14 protein-coding genes and 4 tRNA genes are annotated in these 18,952 nt (G+C 66.1%); 13 read left to right on the top strand and 5 right to left on the bottom strand.

What is annotated here, in order from left to right; all coding sequences use genetic code 11:
* Positions 1 to 70: 70 nt before the first annotated feature.
* The 5 genes from ACUDTM_RS16270 to ACUDTM_RS16290 all read right to left on the bottom strand — a co-directional run bounded on the left by ACUDTM_RS16270 (position 71) and on the right by ACUDTM_RS16290 (position 10,950).
* Positions 71 to 712 carry a response regulator gene (locus tag ACUDTM_RS16270; RefSeq protein WP_049416983.1) on the bottom strand — a complete coding sequence of 214 codons (642 nt, stop codon included), beginning with the start codon at positions 710 to 712 and terminating at the stop codon, positions 71 to 73.
* The gene (locus ACUDTM_RS16275) at positions 709 to 3,936 is read right to left on the bottom strand and encodes an ATP-binding protein (protein WP_445391415.1); all 3,228 of its coding nucleotides are present in this window, start codon (positions 3,934 to 3,936) and stop codon (positions 709 to 711) included. Before ACUDTM_RS16275 ends, ACUDTM_RS16270 begins: the two co-directional genes overlap by 4 nt.
* 121 nt (positions 3,937 to 4,057) lie before the next feature.
* Positions 4,058 to 5,281, bottom strand: a complete 1,224-nt coding sequence (locus tag ACUDTM_RS16280) for an EAL domain-containing response regulator (RefSeq protein WP_088496492.1) — start codon at positions 5,279 to 5,281, stop codon at positions 4,058 to 4,060.
* Entirely contained in the window at positions 5,278 to 8,049 is a 2,772-nt protein-coding gene (locus ACUDTM_RS16285) for a response regulator (RefSeq protein WP_445391416.1), read from the bottom strand. The genes ACUDTM_RS16280 and ACUDTM_RS16285 overlap by 4 nt, the downstream gene beginning before the upstream one ends.
* Positions 8,050 to 8,211: 162 nt before the next feature.
* Positions 8,212 to 10,950, bottom strand: a complete 2,739-nt coding sequence (locus ACUDTM_RS16290) for a TonB-dependent receptor plug domain-containing protein (protein ID WP_151355091.1) — start codon at positions 10,948 to 10,950, stop codon at positions 8,212 to 8,214.
* Between the two features lie 170 nt (positions 10,951 to 11,120).
* On the opposite strand from ACUDTM_RS16290, the gene ACUDTM_RS16295 reads away from it, so the two are divergent.
* The 13 genes from ACUDTM_RS16295 to rplL all read left to right on the top strand — a co-directional run bounded on the left by ACUDTM_RS16295 (position 11,121) and on the right by rplL (position 18,939).
* Positions 11,121 to 12,140, top strand: a complete 1,020-nt coding sequence (locus ACUDTM_RS16295) for a cyanophycinase (RefSeq protein ID WP_134972560.1) — start codon at positions 11,121 to 11,123, stop codon at positions 12,138 to 12,140.
* Positions 12,141 to 12,246: 106 nt separating this feature from the next.
* Complete coding sequence (locus tag ACUDTM_RS16300) at positions 12,247 to 13,263, top strand: isoaspartyl peptidase/L-asparaginase family protein (RefSeq protein ID WP_188241486.1); 1,017 nt, start codon at positions 12,247 to 12,249, stop codon at positions 13,261 to 13,263.
* Between the two features lie 137 nt (positions 13,264 to 13,400).
* Positions 13,401 to 13,486, top strand: a tRNA-Tyr gene (locus ACUDTM_RS16305).
* A 24-nt stretch (positions 13,487 to 13,510) separates the two neighbouring features.
* Positions 13,511 to 13,584, top strand: a tRNA-Gly gene (locus ACUDTM_RS16310).
* A 49-nt stretch (positions 13,585 to 13,633) separates the two neighbouring features.
* Positions 13,634 to 13,709 (top strand) — tRNA-Thr (locus tag ACUDTM_RS16315).
* A gap of 41 nt (positions 13,710 to 13,750) precedes the next feature.
* Positions 13,751 to 14,941, top strand: coding sequence for an elongation factor Tu (gene tuf / locus ACUDTM_RS16320; protein WP_065178958.1), 1,191 nt, complete (start codon positions 13,751 to 13,753; stop codon positions 14,939 to 14,941).
* Positions 14,942 to 15,043: 102 nt separating this feature from the next.
* A tRNA-Trp gene (locus tag ACUDTM_RS16325) sits at positions 15,044 to 15,119 on the top strand.
* Between the two features lie 49 nt (positions 15,120 to 15,168).
* Entirely contained in the window at positions 15,169 to 15,582 is a 414-nt protein-coding gene (gene secE, locus ACUDTM_RS16330) for a preprotein translocase subunit SecE (RefSeq protein ID WP_004145202.1), read from the top strand.
* Between the two features lie 10 nt (positions 15,583 to 15,592).
* Complete coding sequence (gene nusG, locus ACUDTM_RS16335; protein ID WP_004154362.1) at positions 15,593 to 16,153, top strand: transcription termination/antitermination protein NusG; 561 nt, start codon at positions 15,593 to 15,595, stop codon at positions 16,151 to 16,153.
* Positions 16,154 to 16,452: 299 nt separating this feature from the next.
* Positions 16,453 to 16,881, top strand: coding sequence for a 50S ribosomal protein L11 (gene rplK / locus ACUDTM_RS16340; protein WP_004145248.1), 429 nt, complete (start codon positions 16,453 to 16,455; stop codon positions 16,879 to 16,881).
* A 4-nt stretch (positions 16,882 to 16,885) separates the two neighbouring features.
* The gene (gene rplA / locus ACUDTM_RS16345) at positions 16,886 to 17,584 is read left to right on the top strand and encodes a 50S ribosomal protein L1 (protein WP_005415407.1); all 699 of its coding nucleotides are present in this window, start codon (positions 16,886 to 16,888) and stop codon (positions 17,582 to 17,584) included.
* A 386-nt stretch (positions 17,585 to 17,970) separates the two neighbouring features.
* Positions 17,971 to 18,507: a 50S ribosomal protein L10 gene (gene rplJ / locus ACUDTM_RS16350; RefSeq protein WP_010480377.1), complete on the top strand. Its 537-nt coding sequence runs from the start codon at positions 17,971 to 17,973 to the stop codon at positions 18,505 to 18,507.
* Between the two features lie 63 nt (positions 18,508 to 18,570).
* Positions 18,571 to 18,939 (top strand): 50S ribosomal protein L7/L12, encoded by a 369-nt coding sequence (rplL, locus tag ACUDTM_RS16355; RefSeq protein ID WP_005415408.1) that lies wholly within the window; start codon positions 18,571 to 18,573, stop codon positions 18,937 to 18,939.
* Positions 18,940 to 18,952: the final 13 nt, after the last annotated feature.

Consider the following 18,952-nt stretch of genomic DNA (forward strand, 5'->3'; position numbering starts at 1 on the left):
GAATCAGGCGTTTCCTAAAGCCGTCGCAGGCCCTCGTACGGGGCCCGCAGGATTCAGCCTGGAGTGGGCCTCAGGCGAACAACGAGGCCTGCAGGCAGTACTCGATCAGTGCCTGGTCACTGTCCACGCCGAGCTTGCGCATCGCACTGATCTTCTGCGTGCTGACCGTCTTGGCGCTGCGCTGCAGCTGGCGTGCGATGTCGCCCACGCTCATGCCGCCGGTAAACAGCCGGATCACTTCCAGTTCGCGCGGCGACAGGCGTGCACGGACCGCATCGGCATCGGCTGGTTCGCTCGCCGCGACCGGCAGAAGGCCCGGTGGCCGGTAGACGCGGTCGGCCAGCACCACGCGCAGGGCCTGTACCAGGCTGCCCAATCCATGGCTCTTGAGCACGACGCCGCCGGCGCCGGCGGCATACATCGCTGCAACCAACGACGGATTGGACACCATCGTCAGCACCAGCAGGCGCGTCTCCGGGAAGCTGCGGCGCAGGAACGAGATCAGCTTGATGCCGTCACCGAAGCGGTCGCCCCCCGGCATGCTGTAGTCGGTGATCACGACCTGTGGGCGGGTGCGGGTCATCAGTTCGATCAGCGTCGCCGGGTCGGCCGCCTCACCCACCACGTCCAGGTCCAGTTCCCCGGCCAATACGTCGCGGATGCCGGCAAGCACGATCGGGTGGTCGTCGGCGATGAGGATCCGTGTGGTCATGGCAGGGTCGGGTCGTCAGGTGGGGAAGGGGAGGCCGCATCAAGCAGCGGATGCAACAGCTGTTCGAGGCGTCGCTGGAAGCGGGCAAGCGACGCCGCCTGGGTGGTCAGGTCATCGCCGCTCGCAAGGCTGTGCTCGATCTGCAGGCCGCTGTCCACCAGGGCGGGTGCGCCCACGATGACCAGTGCGCCACGGATGCGATGCAGTACCTGCACCACGCGCGCGGGATCGGCGCTGGCAATCGACTGGCGCAGGCTGTCCAGGTCGGCCTGCATGGTCTGCACGAACAACGCCTGCATCTTCGCGGGAACCTGCAGCGGGAGATCATCATCGCCCGTATCGGTGGATTGCGGTGCTTGCGGTGGCGCGGCAACCGCTGCATCGCCCCGGGTGATCTGGATCAGCAGGCGTTGCAGCGCTTCCAGCGTGATCGGCTTGACCAGCACGCCCTGCATGCCCGATTCCTGGCAGCGCTGGCGTTCGGCCGGGTCGGCATTGGCGGTGGCGCCGTGGATCGGCACGCTGACACCGCGCGCCCGCAAGGCGCGCGCCAGGCCATAGCCATCCATCCCGGGCATGTTCAGGTCGGTCAGCACCAGCGCGAACTCGTCCTGATGCCAGTAGCCCAACGCTTCATTGCCGTCGCTGGCGACCACGGCGCGGCAGCCGAGCTGTTCCAGCTGGTCGCGCAGGATCGCCTGGTTGATCGGGTTGTCCTCGGCCACCAGCACCTGCAGGCCGAAACGGCGCGTCGCCGGCAGGCGCCCTTCGGCGCTGGCCGCCAGCGGCTGGCCACTGGCGGCAGCCAACGCGAGCACGATCGCGTCGAACCGGTGCAGGCCAACCTGCCAGGCGCCATCGATCTGCCGTGGCCGCACGCCGCCGTCGCGGCAGGCAACCGCACGCGGTCCATCCACCCACCCGGGCAACGCGTCGTCCAGGACCAGGTCGAGCAGCACGGTGGACGACGGCAAGCCCGCCGCGCTTTCATCGCGGTATACGCTGGCCAGGGCACCGCGCTGCTGCAGGCGCTCGCACAGCGATTGGACCAGCTCGCGCACACCGCCCCGCACCTGTACCTGCAGGCCCGCAGGCAACTGCGGCGCAGGAGATTGCTGCGGATCGGCCGGCGCCGGGGGCAGCGGCAGTTCTACGCTGAAGCTGCTGCCCAGGCCGCTCTCGCTGACCACGCGCAGCTGGCCTTCCATCAACGCCACAAGATGCGCGCAGATGGAAAGGCCCAGGCCGGTGCCGCGCATCGCATCGGTGCCCGGGTTGGCCTGGAAGAACGGCTCGAACAGGTGTGCCTGGTGCTCGCTGGCAATGCCGATGCCGGTATCGGCGACCTGCCACTGCAGCCAGCAGCGCTGCTCTTGCCAGCGTGCCGAGACGCGCACCACCACGCGTCCGCTGTCAGTGAACTTCAGCGCGTTGCTGATCAGGTTGTTGAGTATCTGGCGGATCCGTGCCGCATCACCGCACACCACGGACGGCACGTCGGCATCGATGCAGGCGTAGAACTGCAGCCCTTTGCTGGCGGCCGCGGCAGCATACGAGTCGAGCGCATCCTCGGTCAGATGCACTGGATCGAACGGGCTGGGTTCCAGGCTCAGTTGCCCGGCCTCGGCCTTGCTGACATCGAGGATGTCGCTGATCAGTTGCATCAGCGTCGAGGACGAACGCTGGATCGTCCCCAGGTAGTCCCGCTGACGCGCATCCAGTGGCGTGAGTCCGAGCAGTTCGAGGGTGCCGAGCACGCCGTACAGCGGCGTGCGGATCTCGTGGCTCATGGTGGCCAGGAACTGGCTCTTGGCCCGGTTGGCCTGGTCGGCGGCACGGCGCGCCTGCTGCAGCACCTGCTCGGCTTCGTGCTGGCTGCTGAGATCGATGAACAGACACAGCACCGCCGGCTCGCCGCGATAGCGCGCCGGCGTCGCGGTCACCAGCAGGTGGCGGCCTTCGGGCGTGGTGTAGGCCAGCCCATCGCCGAGCGTGGTGCCTCCAGCGGACAGTACGCTGCGCCGCCAAGGGCCATGCCAGCCTCCGCTGTGGTGGTCTTCGCCCAGCCAGCGGCGGGCGAGGGTGTTGTCCAGCAGCACATTGCCATCGGTACGGTGCAGCAGGCACAGCCCGATCGGCGCGTTGTCCAGGATGGTGCGGCTGAAGGCTTCGCTTTCCAGCAGCCGCGCGTGGTTGCTGCGCAGCGGCTCGATGACCGAACGCCGATACGCGCGCAGCACCAGCGTGCCACCCAGTGCCAGCAGCAGGGCCACCACGGTCGCACCGAGCAAGGGCCCCTGTGGGTGCTGGAACACCTGCCGCCAGCTGACGTGGTACACCGCCAGCCAGCCGCGCTCGCTGCGCATGCGGAACTCCAGGCCTGCAAGGCCAGCCTTCCAGGAGGTGCCAGCGTCACTGGCGTCTGCTGCATCGCCCAGCAGGCGCTGGCCATCGGCATCGAACAGCGACAGCCGCTGGAACACCGGAACACCCAGCACCTGCCGGTAGTCATCGACACGTGCCGGATCGAGCAGGCACGCCAGCGCGGCCTGCGAATCCTTGCCGTCCTCACCCCACAGGCGCGCATCCTGCGGGGTGTGGGCGATGGCGAGCAGCCAGGTCTGCCGGTCGCGCCACGGCACGCTTACCCAGGCGATGCCGCCGCGCTGCAGCGTGGGCCGCGTACCCAGTGCGCGGTGGATGTCGGCGATCGCCGGTCGCAGGTGATGCGGGCTGTTCTGGCTTGCATCGGTACCGACGGTCTGTACCGGTGCCAGCAGCCCGCGTGTGCCCTGGCCATCGACCAGCAGGCATTGCGGTGGTGGGTAGCGCGAAGAGGACCAGAACGTGCCGTAGAAGCGCAGGAACCGGTCGCCCAGCTCGGTCGGTGGCGAACGACCGGCCCCCTCGCTCCCAATCACCGCGAAGTTGGCATACAACGGACCGCGTTGCAGTTCCACGCTGGCATCGGCAACCGGCTGGCCTCGTACGCCGACATCATGCAGCCGCCACTGGCGCAGGAAGCGCTCCTGCTCGCGCAACGTGCCGTCCAGGCGGCGGAAGTGGTACTCGATCTTGCTGCGCTCTTCGTTCAACAGTTGCGAGCCGGCCGACAGCAGCAGTCCGGCCTGCAGGGTCGCCAGCACCACCACGCCGATCAACAGGGCATGGACGCGGAGCGAGCGGCGAGCGAGTCGGCGTACAGGAGCGGCCTCGGCCGGCATGGCAGGTCTCAGGGCATGGGGCGGACATCGGCACCGGTGGCGGCGCGAAGTCCGCCGCTACTGCATAGACAGGATCATCAATGCCGCTTGATGTTTTTGTGAAGCCGTCGTGGAATCCGCGTCAGCGCAGGGCGGCCCGCGGTCTTTCGTCCAGTTGCGGTGCTTCCTCGTCCAGCAAACGGTTGAATTCGTCCGACGGCAGCGCCTGCGAGATCAGGAACCCCTGCACCTGGCTGCACCCTAACTGCCGCAGTGCGGCCAGGTCGGCATCACTTTCCACGCCCTCAGCCACGATGATCAGGCCCAGCTGGTTGGCCAGTGCGATCACCGTCGACAGGGTCAGGTGCAGGGCCGGGTCTCGGGCGCAGCCACTGACCAGCGCGCGGTCGATCTTGACCTCGGTGAAGGGGGTATTGACCAGGTTGTGGACCGAGCTCAGGCCCTGCCCGAAATCATCCTGGGCCAAGCCGAAGCCCTTCATGCGCAGCCGGCAGGCACCGGCATAGAAGTCGCTGACGTGCCGCGTGGTGCTGTTCTCCATCAGTTCGAAGCACAACTCGCCGGGCGTCCCGCCGTGGGCCAGGGTCAGCGCCAGCAGCTCATCGGGCAGGTCCGACTGCTCCAGCAGATGAGGCGGCAGGTTGATCGACACCGGTACCCGGAAGCCCTGCTTGCGCCAACGCGCCTGTGCGCTGATGCTGGCCTTGAGCATCATCCGCAGCAGGTCGCCCTCCAGCCCGTAGCGGCAGATCGCCGGCAGGAAGCTGCCGGCGGCCAGCGTGCCCAGCTGCGGGTGGCGCCAGCGCACCAGTGCTTCGGCCGCCACCACCCGTCCGGACTGCAGTGACTTCTTGGGTTGGAACCACGCCGTCAGGCTGCCATCGGCCATCGCCTGGCGCAGCTGCGACGCATCCGGTTCGGGGACTGCCGCTGCCGCGAGTGAGGGGGCCTTGTCGGTGGCCGGGCGCGCCTGCGCCAGCGCCTCGAACAGCGCGTCCACGTCGGCGGCCGCCACCGGCTTGGGCAGCAGGCCGATCACATCCAGCCCCAGCGATTCGGCCATCAGCCGTGCCGAGGTCATCATCCGCCGCGGGGCCGCGCTGACCACGGCAAGGCGCGGCGGGCGTGGTTGCGCCGCCAGTGCCTGGATGAACTGGATGCCGTCCTGCCCGGGCATCAGCAGGTCACTGACCACCAGGTCGTAGGGCTGGCAGGCACACAGTGCGATGGCGGCATCCACGTCTTCGCAGGCATCGACCTGGACACCGGCGCGGCTGCCGAACAGATTGGCCAGGAAACCACGCTGGAAGGGCTGGTCTTCCAGGATCAGGACGCGCTGGGTCATGCGGGGTCTCCTTGGCGCAGGGCGGTGAGCGCCTTGCGCAGGCGGGCGATGTCGACGGGTTTGCTGAGGTAGCCCTGCATGCCACTGGCCAGGCAGCGCTCGCGCTCCTCTGCGGTGGCATTGGCGGTGGCGCCGATCACCGGTACCGGGTTGCCGTCATCGCGCAGCTGGCGGGCCAGCGCGTGGCCGTCCATGCGCGGCATGTTGATATCGGTCACCACCAGATCGAAGCACTGCTCACGGCACCGCTGCAACGCTTCCATGCCATCCTGTGCCAGCTCCACGTCGCAGCCGAGGGTGCGCAGCTGCTCGGCCAGGATCACCCGGTTGATCGGGTTGTCCTCGACGGCCAGCACACGCAGGCCCAGAGGCATCGGTGGTGCCGTACGCGTGGCCACCGGCTGCGCTGCACGCTGGTGCTGCACGCTGGCCAGCGCCTTGCCGATCGCGGTCATGCTGTGCAGGGTCACCACCAGGCTGCCATCACCGGCAGTGATCGGCTGGTCACCGCCCTCGATCGAAGCCACCACGCGCGGGCCCGACCAGGCCAGCGGCATCCCGGCTTCGCCATCCATCAGGATCGCACCGTCATGGTCCAGCAACGCCGGGTCGCCAAGCAGGGGCTGCGCGTTGGCGCCCCAGCGACACAGCCAGCCACAGGCACTGTCGACCAGTTCGCGGTCGCGGCCGCGCACCAGGATCGGTGGTTCCGGCAGTAGTGTGGGGCCATCCTCGGCAGCGGCCAGCACCGGCAACGGCAGGCGGACGCTGAAGCTGCTGCCCAGCCCGGGTTCGCTCACCACCTGCAGCTCGCCGCTCATCAGGCGTACCAGGCGGTCGCTGATGGACAGGCCCAGGCCGGTGCCCTGCGCGCTGGCGGCGCCGCGGACCTGGCGGAACGGTTCGAACAACCGCGCCTGTTCCTCCGCAGCGATGCCCACGCCGGTATCGGTCACCTGCCAGGCCAGCACGCTCGATTCAGCTTCGCGCTGCACCTGGCGCACGCGCAATACCACCCGGCCATGCTCGGTGAACTTGATTGCATTGCTGAGCAGGTTGCCCAGCACCTGGCGGATGCGGTCGGCATCACCGAGCACCCGTGTCGGCAGGCTCGGATCGGTACAGACCAGGATCTGCAGGCCCTTGCAGGTGGCCGACGCGGCGAAGCTGCGCAGCACGCTCTCGGTCAGCTCGCGCGGCGAGAATGCCGTCGGCTCCAGGCTGAGCTGGCCTGACTCGATCTTGGAAACATCCAGCACATCGCTGATCAACTGCAGCAGGACCGACGAGGAACTCTCGATGGTGCGCAGGTACTGCGACTGCCGGGCGTCCAGCGAGGTGTGCCCCAGCAGCTCCAGCGTGCCCAGCACGCCATACAGCGGGGTGCGGATCTCATGGCTCATGGTGGCCAGGAACGCGCTCTTGGCCTGGTTGGCCGCATCGGCGGCCTGGCGTGCCGACGACAGTGCGGCCTGTGCCTGGCGGTGCCGGGAAATATCATGGAAGACGCATAGCAGCACGTCATCGCCCTGGTAGCGGCAGGCCGCGTGCAGCACCTGCAGCTGGCGCCCATCGCGGGCGGTGAATTCAAGTCCACGCCCGCGTTCGCCGGCATGTCCGCGCCATGGTGCCTGCCAGTCGCTGTGTTCGCCTTCTTCGCCGAGCCAGTCGCGCAGCAGCTGGTTGGAGAGCAGCAACGCGCGGTCGCTGCGGCGCAGGACGCAGATGCCGACCGGCGCCATGTCGATCACCGTCGAACTGAAGTCCAGGTTCTCCAGCAGGCGGCGGTGCTGCTGCAGGGCCGGCTCGATCAGCTGGAGCTCCACGCGATGCCGTATCAGGCGCAGCGCAACACCGGCCAGCAGCAGCAAGAGCACGCAGACCAGCAGGGGCACGGCCAGGTCGCCCAGCAGCAGCTGTGGCGGCAGGTGGTAGACCAACCGCCAGCCGTCATTGCCGACACTTTTCACCAGCGCTACGCCGCGCGGCAGGCCGCCGCTCCACAACGTGCCGAAGCTGTCGTCCTGGCGCTCCCGCAGGGTCTTCCAGCCCGCACCATCCAGCCGCGGTGCCTGGCTGGATAATGCAGGCTGCCCAGCACGGTCGAGCAGCGCATAACCGCCAATGCCCTGGCCGTCGATCATGCTCGCCGCCGCCGCGCCATCGAGCAGCAGCACCAGCCACTGCGCCGGTTGGGGGCCCGCCTGTACCGGCTGCGCCAGCGCAACGCCACTGTCACCCGGCCGCAGCCAGTACACCGGGTCTGCACCCTCGAGGCTGCCGCTGCGTGCCTGCAGCGTACGCAGCGGTGGCAGGTGCACCAGGTCGACGTCGACCTCGCCCCCAGCCAGCCAATGCGCGCCGTGTGCATCGATCAGCAGCAGGTGCGTCTGCAGTGCCTGCAGCGTGTGCTCAGCGCGCGCTGACAGCAGCAGCCGCTGGCCCGGCTGGCCACCGGGACCATCCAGCGGCAGCTGTCGCACGCCCTCGCTGTCTGCGGCCGGTGCATCCGGGTTGCCGGCCAGCACCGAATCACCCAGGTAGCGCAGCAGGGCTTCGCGCTGGTCGAAATAGATCTGTGCCTTGTAGGCCGCTGCATTCATCTCGCGGCGATGGGTCGAGATGTCTTCGGTGAATGCCGTGAGCAGGTAGAATCCGGCCGCGGCGGCCAGGCAGATGAAGACGCAGACGGTCAGGCAGCGCAGCAACACCGACGCGGTGGTTGATGGCACGGCCTGCTGCAGCGAAGGGCGGGGAAAGCGGAGCATGCAACGATGCTAGGGAGCGGCGCTGATGGCGCGGAATCAGCTGTTTCCTAAAATCCCCCGCTGGCCGGTCAGGCCGGAGCCTGCGCGTGGGTACCGTTCAGGCGGCGGAAAAGAGAACCCCCGCCAAAGCGGGGGTCCCCTGTATCGGCGCTGGCCAGGCACTTACAGTGCGCTGCCACCGAACTTGTGGGTGTACTGCAGGTTGATCGTGCGGCCGACACTGTCGAACCAGGACACGTCGTAGTACGGGTAAGCGGTGTACGTACGGTCCTTCGGCGGCATCTTGTTGAACACATTGACCACCGACAGCGACAGGCGCGAGTGGTCGTCGAAGCGGTACTGCAGCGAGGCGTTGTAGCGATAGGTCGCCGTCACGTACGGGCTGTCGCCGCTATCCCAGTCGAACACCTGGTCGTAGCTGTCCGAGGTCGGCAGCTTGCCCAGGCGCGAGCCGTACACCGTTGCCGACCACGCATCCTTCTCCCAGGTCACGCTCAGGCTGGTCTTGGTGCGCGGAATGTCGAAGCCACTGTTGACCGCGAACTGGTCTTCGGTGCGGTCGCCGGGGTAGCGCTGGAAATCATGCTTCTTCACCCAGGTGTGCGTGCCGTTGAAGATGAAATCGCCGATGCCCGTCTGCAGGCGATAGCGCAGGCCGACGTCGATGCCGGAGGTGGATTCGCGGGCGACGTTGATCGGCTCCACGTGCACGCCATACAGGCGTCCGTCGTTGCTGCGGGTGATGCGGGCGAGCGCGTCCACGCAGGTCGGCGAATTGATGTCGGCGCTGCCCAGGCGGCAGTTTGCTTCGTTGGCCAGGAGCGTGCGCACGTCCATGTCCTGCACCTGGTTGCGCATGTCGATGTCGAACCAGTCCACCGACAGGTCCAGGCCGATCGCCGGCGACCAGACGATGCCGGCGCTCCACGAGGTGCTGGTTTCGGGGTCGAGCTGGCGGTTGCCGGTGCGACTGCGGATCAGGTTGCGCTCGTAATCGGAACAGTCGCTGGCTTCCTCAAGGCGGCAGGTGTACAGATCCTCGGCGCTGGTCTCGTCGTTGCCCGGTCCGGCAAACACATAGTGCAGGTCCGGTGCACGGAATGCGGTGCCGTAGGAGCCGCGCACCAGCAGGGTATCGATCGGGCGCCATTCCAGGCCGCCGCTCCAGGTCGCCTTGCCGATGCTGTGTCCGGAATAGCGGTAGTGGTCGTAGCGGCCCGCCATGCTCAGGTTGACCGTGTCGTGCAGCGGCATGCGCAGCTCCGCAGCCGTCGCCCAGCGGTTGCGCGAACCCTTGCCGTCCGAATCCTTCCAGCTGTAGTAGTAGTACCCGGTCGCCAGCGGATCGGGGTTCAGCGAATAGGCCTGCTGGCCCACTTCCACGGTCGCGGCAAACCCGGCGTCGCCCCCCGGCAGAGCGAACAGGGCCGAGTTGGTCAGGGTGAAGGCGGCGGTCTCCGTGCGCGACTTCGGAGTGTAGGTGGTACGCGCGGCGATCGAGTCGTACTCGGCGCGGGTCAGTGGACGGTACAGCCGTGACGGATCGGCGTTGTAGACCGGGAAACCGTCGTCATCCACGCCCAGCTGCGGGCCGAGGAACAGGTCGTTGGCCTTGGCGGCAATGATCTGTGCCCAGCTGATGCGCGACTGGTACTGCGAATGGCTCAACGCCGCTTCGTAATCCCAGTTGCCAATCAGGTTGCCCTTGAAGCCGGTGGTCACGCTGAAGGTCTTCTGCGTGCTGCGCACCATGGCGTTGCGCAGGCCACCCATTTCCTCGGGCGAGAACTGGCGCTGCCAGAACTCGATCTCGCCAGTGGCTTCGTTGTTGAAGTAGCCCGACTCATCACCGTTGGCATCCATGCGGCCCCACTGGGTGACGTCGCGCATCAGCGACATCGTGTGGTAGCCGAGCTGCGCGTCGGCGAACCACTGCTGGCCATTGTCGAAGTCGTAGCTCAGCGACGCGTAGCCGTTGGCACCGCGGCGCTTGCTGAGGATGGTGCCGTAGCCGATCGAGCTGTCGCTGCCGCAGTAGTAGCCATACTTCGGGCGGTAGGCACGATAGGTGCTGCCTTGGTTCTGGCCGGACAGCGCTTCGCAGGTGGCGGCGCCCGGGTCCAGGTAGTCATCGTTGTAGTCGGTGCGCAGATAGGCACGGCGCGCGATGCGCGAACCCTCGGTGGGGCCATCCCGGGTCGAGTCCTGGATGTCACGGTCATAGGCCCACAGCGGGGTCTGCGACTGCAGCTCGACGCTGTACACGGCGTTGAAGTTGCCACGGCTGAAACCGCTGGCCAGGCTCATGTCGAACGACTCGCCGCCGCCTTCGGTGGTGGTGCCCATGCGCATGTCGATGGTGGTGCCGTCGGCCTTCTTCTTCAGGATGAAGTTGACCACGCCGGCGATCGCGTCCGAGCCGTAGATGGCCGAGGCGCTGCCGGTCAGCACTTCGATGCGCTCGATCATGCCCAGCGGGATGTTGGAGACATCGGTGAAGTTGCTGCGGCCCTTGAACGGCATCGGGAAATCGGCAATGCGCCGGCCATTGACCAGCACCAGCGTGTGGTTCGGGCCCAGGCCGCGCAGGTCCACCTGCTGGGCGCCCGGCGAGAAGTCGGCGCCACTGGAAGACTGCTGGCTCTGCGTCTCACCGCCGTTCTGGGTCATTGCACGCAGTACGTCCGGCACGCTGGTGAAGCCACTGGAGCGGATCTGCTCGGCATTGATCACCGTGATCGGAGCGGGGCCTTCCACTTGGGCGCGCGGAATGCGCGAGCCGGTGACCTGCACCGCATCCAGTTGTTGCACCGGAGAGGAAGCCGGTGCCTGGGCCGCCGCGGAAGCAGCCACGCCCATCAACGCCAGCTGGATCGACCACGCCATCGCCTGTCTACGCATGAGGAATTCTCGGAAATGAAGCCGGCCCGCAGAGGAGGGGCCCTGTCCCCCATTCAGACTTCCGGAATGGGCGCGCGCATTTAACGCCTTTTTCATGTCCTTGACTACTGGGCCCCTATCTGGCAAAGAGTGAAAACGCTTGCAACTCGATTTTGTTCAGGGAGATCAAGATGCGACGCCTCGACCGGACCCTCCCTGGCCCCTTCGCTTGGCTGGCGCTGCTGGTGCTGGGCTGGCCATTGGCCGCGCCCGCGCAGGACCTGCAGGGCCCCGGCTTCGCCTATTACGAAGTCGGCGATCTGGAATCTCCGCGTCCCGGTTCGCGCGCGCCCGCCATGATGCTGATGGGCGGTGGCGAGTGGGTGCCGGAGGCCTTCCAGTGGTGGCTGAAGCAGGCCGGCAATGGCCGTGTGCTGATTCTGCGCGCCTCCGGTGGCGACGAACTGCAGGACCGCCTGTACCGCGAGATCGGCGGCACCACCGCAGTGCAGACCCTGGTCTTCGACAGCCGCCGCGGTGCCGATGATCCGGCGGTGCTGCGCGTGGTTGCAGCGGCCGATGCCATCTTCATTGCCGGCGGCGACCAGTCCCGCTATATCCGCTTCTGGAAGGGCACCGCACTCAACCGCGCACTCAACGCCCATGTGCGCGCCGGCAAGCCGATTGCCGGTACCAGCGCTGGCCTGGCCATCCTCGGCGGCTATGCCTATGGCGCCATGGATGGCGGCAGCATCACCTCGGCCGGTGCGCTGGCCGACCCGATGGGCAGTGCCGTGACCCTGGACAGCGGCTTCCTGCAGATGCCCTACCTGCAGCGCGTGGTCACCGACACCCATTTCGACAAGCGGGACCGGCTCGGCCGCCTGATCGTGTTCGTGGCACGTGCCGCCCAGGACAGCGGCGACCCTGACATCGTCGGCATCGGCGTCGATGAGGACACCGCCCTGTGCGTTGAGCCCGATGGCCGGGCCCAGGTCTACAGCGCAGATGGCGAAGGCAAGGTCTGGGTGGTCAGCCCCGGCCGCGACGCCGATCGCCTGGTCGAGGGGGAACCGCTGCGCTTCCATGCGGTGCCGGTGACGGTGGTCGCCAGCGGCAGCCGCATGCGGCTGGATGATTTCCAGGCCGAGGCCGATTACCAGGCCGTGGCCGACGTCAGTGACGGCGAGATTGAGTTCACGCTTCGGTAGTGCCGGCCGCTGGCCGGCAATCCACCTTCCCTGATGCCACCGGTGCCGGCCAGCGGCCGGCACTACCGGTGCAATCCTTTCACTACACCTGCTGGAGATGTACCCGATGAAACTGCGCCTGGTGCTGTCCGCGCTGCTGTCCGTGCCGTTGCTTGCCCAGGCCGCCCCGGCCGCCTCGCCGTTGCTGGTCATCCACGGCGGCGCCGGTGTCGAGCGCAAGGACCTGTCGCCGGCTGAAGAGAAGGCTGCGCGCGACGCCTTGCGCGCGGCGCTGCTGAAGGGCCATGCCGAACTGGCGGCCGGTCGCCCGGCGCTTGCAGCCGTCACTGCGGCAATCACCGTGCTGGAGGACGATCCGACCTTCAACGCCGGCAAGGGCGCGGTGTTCACCCATGACGGCCACAACGAACTGGATGCCGCAGTGATGGATGGCGCCACCCTGGCTGCAGGTGCGGTGGCCGGCGTGCAGCGGGTGCGCAACCCGATCCTGCTGGCCCAGGCCGTGATGCAGAAGTCCAGGCACGTGATGATGGTCGGGCACGGTGCCGAGGCATTCGCGGTGGAGCAGGGCATCGGCCTGGTCGATCCATCCTACTTCCGTACCGACAAGCGCTGGCAGCAACTGCAGCGCGCATTGAAGGAAGAGGCCAGTGGCCAGGCGCACGCCGACCTGGAGACCGCAAGGCACTTCGGCACGGTGGGCGCGGTTGCCCTGGATGCGCAGGGGCAGCTTGCCGCCGGCACCTCCACCGGTGGCATGACCAACAAGCGCTATGGCCGTGTGGGTGATTCGCCGATCATCGGCGCCGGTACCTGGGCCGACGCGGGCTGCGCGGTATCGGGCACCGGCTGGGGCGAGTACTACATCCGGACTGCGGCCGCGCACGAGATCTGTGCGCGCATGCGCTACCAGCGGCAGACGCCGGAGCAGGCCGGCAGGGGCGTGATCAACGAGATGATTCCGAAGATGGGCGGCGACGGCGGCGCGATCGTGCTTGCCGCAGACGGAAAAATGGCCATGCCGTTCAACACCCAGGGCATGTATCGGGGCTGGATCGGCGCCGATGGCGTCCCCCATGTCGCAATTTTCGCCAGCGAGACCCTGTCGGTCCCTGGGCAATAACCTTGCGTATCAATGGGTTTGCGACAACGTGTGAAAAAGATGGAAAAAAGCGTTGACAGCCCCCCGCCTGATCAGCAGAATAAGCGGCTCACCACCACACACCGCAACGCTTCGGCGGCAACGGGTTGGGGTGGTAAGGAGGGATACCCAAGCGGCCAACGGGGGCAGACTGTAAATCTGCTGGCTTACGCCTTCGGTGGTTCGAATCCACCTCCCTCCACCAGTTTCACGTTGTGACATTCCCGGCGCGGGAGTAGTTCAATGGTAGAACCTCAGCCTTCCAAGCTGATGGTGCGGGTTCGATTCCCGTCTCCCGCTCCATTGAATGAACTTTGAATATTATCGAGTTCATGTCATAATGCAAAACTCGGCTCACGTAGCTCAGTCGGTAGAGCACTTCCTTGGTAAGGAAGAGGTCGAAGGTTCGATTCCTTTCGTGAGCACCATCTTAAGCATCACCTCTCAGACGAATTCGAGATAAGCAGCCATGGCCAAGGGTAAGTTCGAGCGCACCAAGCCGCACGTCAACGTCGGCACCATCGGTCACGTCGACCACGGCAAGACCACGCTGACCGCCGCACTGACCAAGATCGGTGCCGAGCGCTTCGGTGGCGAGTTCAAGGACTACTCCTCGATCGACGCCGCGCCGGAAGAAAAGGCGCGTGGCATCACGATCTCGACCGCGCACGTCGAATACGAATCCCCGACCCGTCACTACGCCCACGTTGACTGCCCGGGCCACGCTGACTACGTCAAGAACATGATCACCGGTGCCGCCCAGATGGACGGCGCGATCCTGGTGTGCTCGGCCGCTGACGGCCCGATGCCGCAGACCCGTGAGCACATCCTGCTGTCGCGCCAGGTCGGCGTGCCGTACATCGTCGTGTTCCTGAACAAGGCCGACATGGTGGACGACGCCGAGCTGCTCGAGCTGGTCGAGATGGAAGTGCGCGAGCTGCTGAGCAAGTACGAGTTCCCGGGCGACGACACCCCGATCATCGCCGGTTCGGCCCGTCTGGCGCTGGAAGGCGACCAGAGCGACATCGGCGTGCCGGCCATCCTGAAGCTGGTCGACGCGCTGGACAGCTGGATTCCGGAGCCGGAGCGTGCGATCGACAAGCCGTTCCTGATGCCGGTGGAAGACGTGTTCTCGATCTCGGGCCGCGGCACCGTGGTGACCGGTCGTATCGAGCGCGGCGTGATCAAGGTTGGCGACGAAATCGAAATCGTCGGCATCCGTCCGGTGCAGAAGACCACCGTGACTGGCGTTGAAATGTTCCGCAAGCTGCTGGACCAGGGTCAGGCAGGCGACAACGCTGGCCTGCTGCTGCGCGGCACCAAGCGTGACGACGTCGAGCGTGGCCAGGTGCTGGCCAAGCCGGGCACGATCAAGCCGCACACCAAGTTCGAAGGCGAAGTGTACGTCCTGTCGAAGGACGAGGGCGGCCGCCACACCCCGTTCTTCAACGGCTACCGTCCGCAGTTCTACTTCCGCACCACCGACATCACCGGTGCCGCCAAGCTGCCGGAAGGCGTCGAAATGGTGATGCCGGGTGACAACGTCAAGATGGAAGTCACCCTGATCAACCCGGTGGCCATGGACGAAGGCCTGCGCTTCGCCATCCGCGAAGGCGGCCGTACCGTCGGCGCCGGCGTGGTCTCGAAGATCATCGAGTAAGCCTGCAGTACCGGTGGTTGCATAGCGCCGCCGGTTACGCGAATGGCGGGCCGGGAACCTCGGTCCGCCTTCGCCGTCTAAGGGAAGGCAAGTTTTCAACGTACGCCAGTAGCTCAATTGGCAGAGCAGCGGTCTCCAAAACCGCAGGTTGGGGGTTCGAGTCCCTCCTGGCGTGCCATCTGCCCACCTTATCCAGCGGCCTGGGCCGCTAAAGCAGACACAGCCGGATGAATAGCAAGATCGAACACTCCAAGGACAACTCCGCCAACGGTGGAGATATCGTCAAGTATGTCGCCGCATCGCTGCTGGTGCTGGCCGGTCTGTTCGTCTGGTTCTGGTTCTCCGCCGACTCCGGTCGCGCCGCCCAGCTGGGTGCGTGGGCGGGTCAGCTGCGTGCATTGGCGGTCGTGGTCGGTCTGGTTGGCGGTATCGGCGTGTTCATGCTGACCGGCAAGGGGCGCGACACCCGCGAATTCCTCTCCGAGTCGCGCTTCGAACTGCGCAAGGTGGTCTGGCCGACGCGCCAGGAAGCCGTCCGCATGACCTGGGTCGTGATCGTCGTGGTGCTCATCCTCAGTCTTCTGCTGGGTGGCTTCGACTTCCTGATCCAGAAACTGACTCAGTGGTTCCTGAGCCGCTAAGGAGAATTGCATGAAGCGTTGGTACGTCGTTCACGCCTATTCGGGCTTCGAGAAGTCGGTGGCGCAGGCTCTGCGCGATCGCATCGTCCGTGACGGCATGGAAGAGCGCTTCGGCGACGTCCTGGTCCCGACCGAGGAAGTGGTCGAGATGCGCGCCGGCCAGAAGCGCCGTTCCGAGCGCAAGTTCTTCCCGGGTTACGTGCTGGTCCAGATCGAGACCCACGAGGAAGCCGGCATTCCGCGCATCGACAACGAAAGCTGGCATCTGGTCAAGGAAACCCCGCGGGTCATGGGCTTCATCGGCGGCACCGCCGATCGTCCGCTGCCGATCGCCGATTCCGAGGCCGAAGCCATCCTGAATCGCGTTCAGGAAGGTGTCGAGAAGCCGCGTCCGAAGGTGCTGTTCGAGCCGGGCCAGATGGTCCGCGTCACCGACGGTCCGTTCAACGATTTCAATGGCGTCGTCGAAGAAGTCAACTACGAGAAGAGCCGTCTGCGCGTCTCGGTGCTGATCTTCGGTCGTGCCACTCCGGTCGAGCTCGAGTTCGGCCAGGTCGAAAAGGCCGTCTGACCTGTCCTGTCGAGTCGAGCCATGCTCGACTCCGGGGTCTGGATGGTGCGGTAGTCGGGCATGGCTCGACTCTCCAAAGGGAACCGGGCCTGGCCCGGTTCCGTTCGTTTACCTGCCGCTTCAGGCATGTGAAGAAAAAACCTGTTATAGTGCGCGGCTCCCCGCTGGGGAAGCCAGCAGGACGAGGCCGCCGCAAGGTGGCCTTCAGCATGATTTCAAAACGCGATGCCGGGACGCGTGATTCCCGGTCCGATGGGGAGCCTGTTGTCGAAAGGCGCTAGCACCCGGAGAGCACTCACATGGCAAAGAAAGTTGTCGGTTACATCAAGCTGCAGGTGAAGGCCGGTCAGGCCAACCCCTCGCCGCCGGTCGGTCCTGCGCTGGGTCAGCGTGGCCTGAACATCATGGAATTCTGCAAGGCGTTCAACGCTGCCACGCAGAAGCTCGAGCCGGGTCTGCCGGTTCCGGTGATCATCACGGCCTACTCGGACCGTACGTTCACCTTCATCACCAAGAGCACCCCGGCTACCACCCTGCTGAAGAAGGCCGCTGGCATCTCGTCGGGCTCCAAGCGCCCGAACACCGAGAAGGTCGGCAAGGTCACCCGTAAGCAGCTGGAAGAGATCGCCAAGGCGAAGGAACCGGATCTGACTGCCGCCGACCTGGACGCCGCCGTGCGTACCATCGCTGGCTCTGCCCGTTCCATGGGCCTCGTGGTGGAGGGTTAATAAGATGGCACAGACCAAGCGTGAGAAGGCCATCAAGGCCGCCGTCGTTCCGGGCAAGGCATACGCCTTCGAGGACGCGATCAACATCCTGAAGACCGCCACCAAGGCCAAGTTCGTCGAGTCGATCGACGTCGCCGTGCGCCTGGGCGTCGATGCGAAGAAGTCCGACCAGCAGGTCCGTGGCTCCACCGTGCTGCCGGCCGGTACCGGCAAGTCGGTCCGCGTCGCCGTGTTCGCTCCGGCCGGTGCCAAGGCTGACGAAGCCCTGGCTGCTGGCGCCGACGCCGTCGGTATGGATGACCTGGCCGAGAAGATGCAGGCCGGCGATCTGAACTACGACGTCGTCATCGCGACCCCGGACGCCATGCGCGTCGTCGGTAAGCTGGGCACCGTGCTGGGCCCGCGCGGCCTGATGCCGAACCCGAAGGTCGGCACCGTTTCCCCGAACCCGGGTGAAGCCGTGAAGAACGCCAAGTCGGGTCAGGTCCGTTACCGCACCGACAAGGCCGGCATCATCCACTGCACCATCGGCAAGGCCGACTTCGCCGAAGACGCGCTGAAGTCGAACCTGACCGCGCTGCTGCTGGACCTGATCAAGGCCAAGCCGGCCACCTCGAAGGGCACCTACCTGCAGAAGGTTTCGGTCAGCTCGACGATGGGCCCGGGCGTCACCGTCGACCAGTCGTCGCTGACCCTGAAGTAATTGTTTCAAGCGGTCACGGTGCCCCGGGTGCCGTGACCGTGACATTTGAAGGCATCGCTGGCAGTGCATCGCCCGCGGTAGCCGTCAAAGACCGCAGGCGCGGTCGTGGCAATACCGGCGACGGGCATGGAAGCTCGATCTGGCAAGGAGTCGCCGCCGGAGCAGTCAGGAGCGCTTAATCGATTCCCCGGAATCACCCTGCGTAGATGGTGCCCTTCTGGAGTTTTTCTGGTTCACGCACGTCTGGGTTTCCCAGGTTGGCCCACTCCAGGTCTAGAACGGCCCACCCCCGGAACATCATCCCGATGTTCCCGGCGTCCAGGATGGATGCCGCACAGGACCGCACACGGCAGGAGCCGTAAGCGGAGTTCAATAGGAGGAGTGCAATGGCTCTCAATCTGTCCCAGAAGCAAGAAGTAGTCGCCGAGCTGGCAGACGTCGCCGCCAAGGCCCACTCCTTGATCGCAGCCGAATACGCTGGCACCACGGTCGCCCAGATGACCGCGATGCGCAAGCAGGCTCGTGAAACCGGTGTTTTCTTGAAGGTTGTCAAGAACACCCTGGCTTCGCGCGCCGTTGAAGGCACCGAGTTCGCAGTCGCCCAGGACCAGATGGTTGGTCCGCTGCTGTACGCGTTCTCGCTCGAGGAGCCCGGCGCTGCCGGTCGCCTGATCAAGGAAGCCGCCAAGGGCAACGACAAGCTGAAGGCTAAGGTCGTCGCCATCGGTGGCGAAGTGTTCCCGGCAAGCCACGTCGAAGTGCTGGCCTCGCTGCCGACCCGCGACCAGGCCCTGGCCATGCTGGCCCGCGTCCTGACCGAGCCGGTCACGATGTTTGCCCGCGCCATCAAGGCCGTTGGCGAGAAGCAGGGGGGCGGCGATGTCGCCGCTGACGCTGCCGAGCCGGCCGCCGAGACCGCCTGAGTTTCGACTTACCGTGGTTCCTGACGGAACCTCAATCCAGAAAATCATCCAAAGGTATTAATCATGTCCCTTACCAACGAACAGATCGTCGACGCCATCGCCGAGAAGTCCCTGATGGAAGTGATGGAGCTGGTCAAGGCCATCGAAGAGAAGTTCGGCGTCTCCGCCGCTGCTCCGGTTGCCGTGGCTGCTGCCGCTGGCCCGGCTGCTGCTGTTGAAGAGCAGACCGAATTCGTCGTCACCCTGAAGACTGCCGGCGAGAAGAAGGTCGAAGTCATCAAGGCCGTCCGCGCCATCACCGGCCTGGGCCTGAAGGAAGCGAAGGACCTGGCCGAAGCCGGCGGCGTCCTGAAGGACAACGCTTCGAAGGAAGAAGCCGAGAAGATGAAGAAGGACCTGGAAGCTGCTGGCGCGACTGTCGAAGTCAAGTAAGCAGTTACCTTGC

The organism is Stenotrophomonas maltophilia group sp. vghtpe118 (genome assembly GCF_052605195.1).

Excerpts from the sequence above, each read along its gene's own strand:
- ACUDTM_RS16270 (WP_049416983.1), bottom strand. The coding sequence starts at position 712 with ATGACCACACGGATCCTCATCGCCGACGACCACCCGATCGTGCTTGCC.
- rplL (WP_005415408.1), top strand. The coding sequence starts at position 18,571 with ATGTCCCTTACCAACGAACAGATCGTCGACGCCATCGCCGAGAAGTCC.
- ACUDTM_RS16290 (WP_151355091.1), bottom strand. The coding sequence starts at position 10,950 with ATGCGTAGACAGGCGATGGCGTGGTCGATCCAGCTGGCGTTGATGGGC.
- tuf (WP_065178958.1), top strand. The coding sequence starts at position 13,751 with ATGGCCAAGGGTAAGTTCGAGCGCACCAAGCCGCACGTCAACGTCGGC.
- ACUDTM_RS16300 (WP_188241486.1), top strand. The coding sequence starts at position 12,247 with ATGAAACTGCGCCTGGTGCTGTCCGCGCTGCTGTCCGTGCCGTTGCTT.
- ACUDTM_RS16280 (WP_088496492.1), bottom strand. The coding sequence starts at position 5,281 with ATGACCCAGCGCGTCCTGATCCTGGAAGACCAGCCCTTCCAGCGTGGT.
- secE (WP_004145202.1), top strand. The coding sequence starts at position 15,169 with ATGAATAGCAAGATCGAACACTCCAAGGACAACTCCGCCAACGGTGGA.
- ACUDTM_RS16285 (WP_445391416.1), bottom strand. The coding sequence starts at position 8,049 with ATGCTCCGCTTTCCCCGCCCTTCGCTGCAGCAGGCCGTGCCATCAACC.
- rplK (WP_004145248.1), top strand. The coding sequence starts at position 16,453 with ATGGCAAAGAAAGTTGTCGGTTACATCAAGCTGCAGGTGAAGGCCGGT.
- ACUDTM_RS16295 (WP_134972560.1), top strand. The coding sequence starts at position 11,121 with ATGCGACGCCTCGACCGGACCCTCCCTGGCCCCTTCGCTTGGCTGGCG.
- rplJ (WP_010480377.1), top strand. The coding sequence starts at position 17,971 with ATGGCTCTCAATCTGTCCCAGAAGCAAGAAGTAGTCGCCGAGCTGGCA.
- nusG (WP_004154362.1), top strand. The coding sequence starts at position 15,593 with ATGAAGCGTTGGTACGTCGTTCACGCCTATTCGGGCTTCGAGAAGTCG.
- ACUDTM_RS16275 (WP_445391415.1), bottom strand. The coding sequence starts at position 3,936 with ATGCCGGCCGAGGCCGCTCCTGTACGCCGACTCGCTCGCCGCTCGCTC.
- rplA (WP_005415407.1), top strand. The coding sequence starts at position 16,886 with ATGGCACAGACCAAGCGTGAGAAGGCCATCAAGGCCGCCGTCGTTCCG.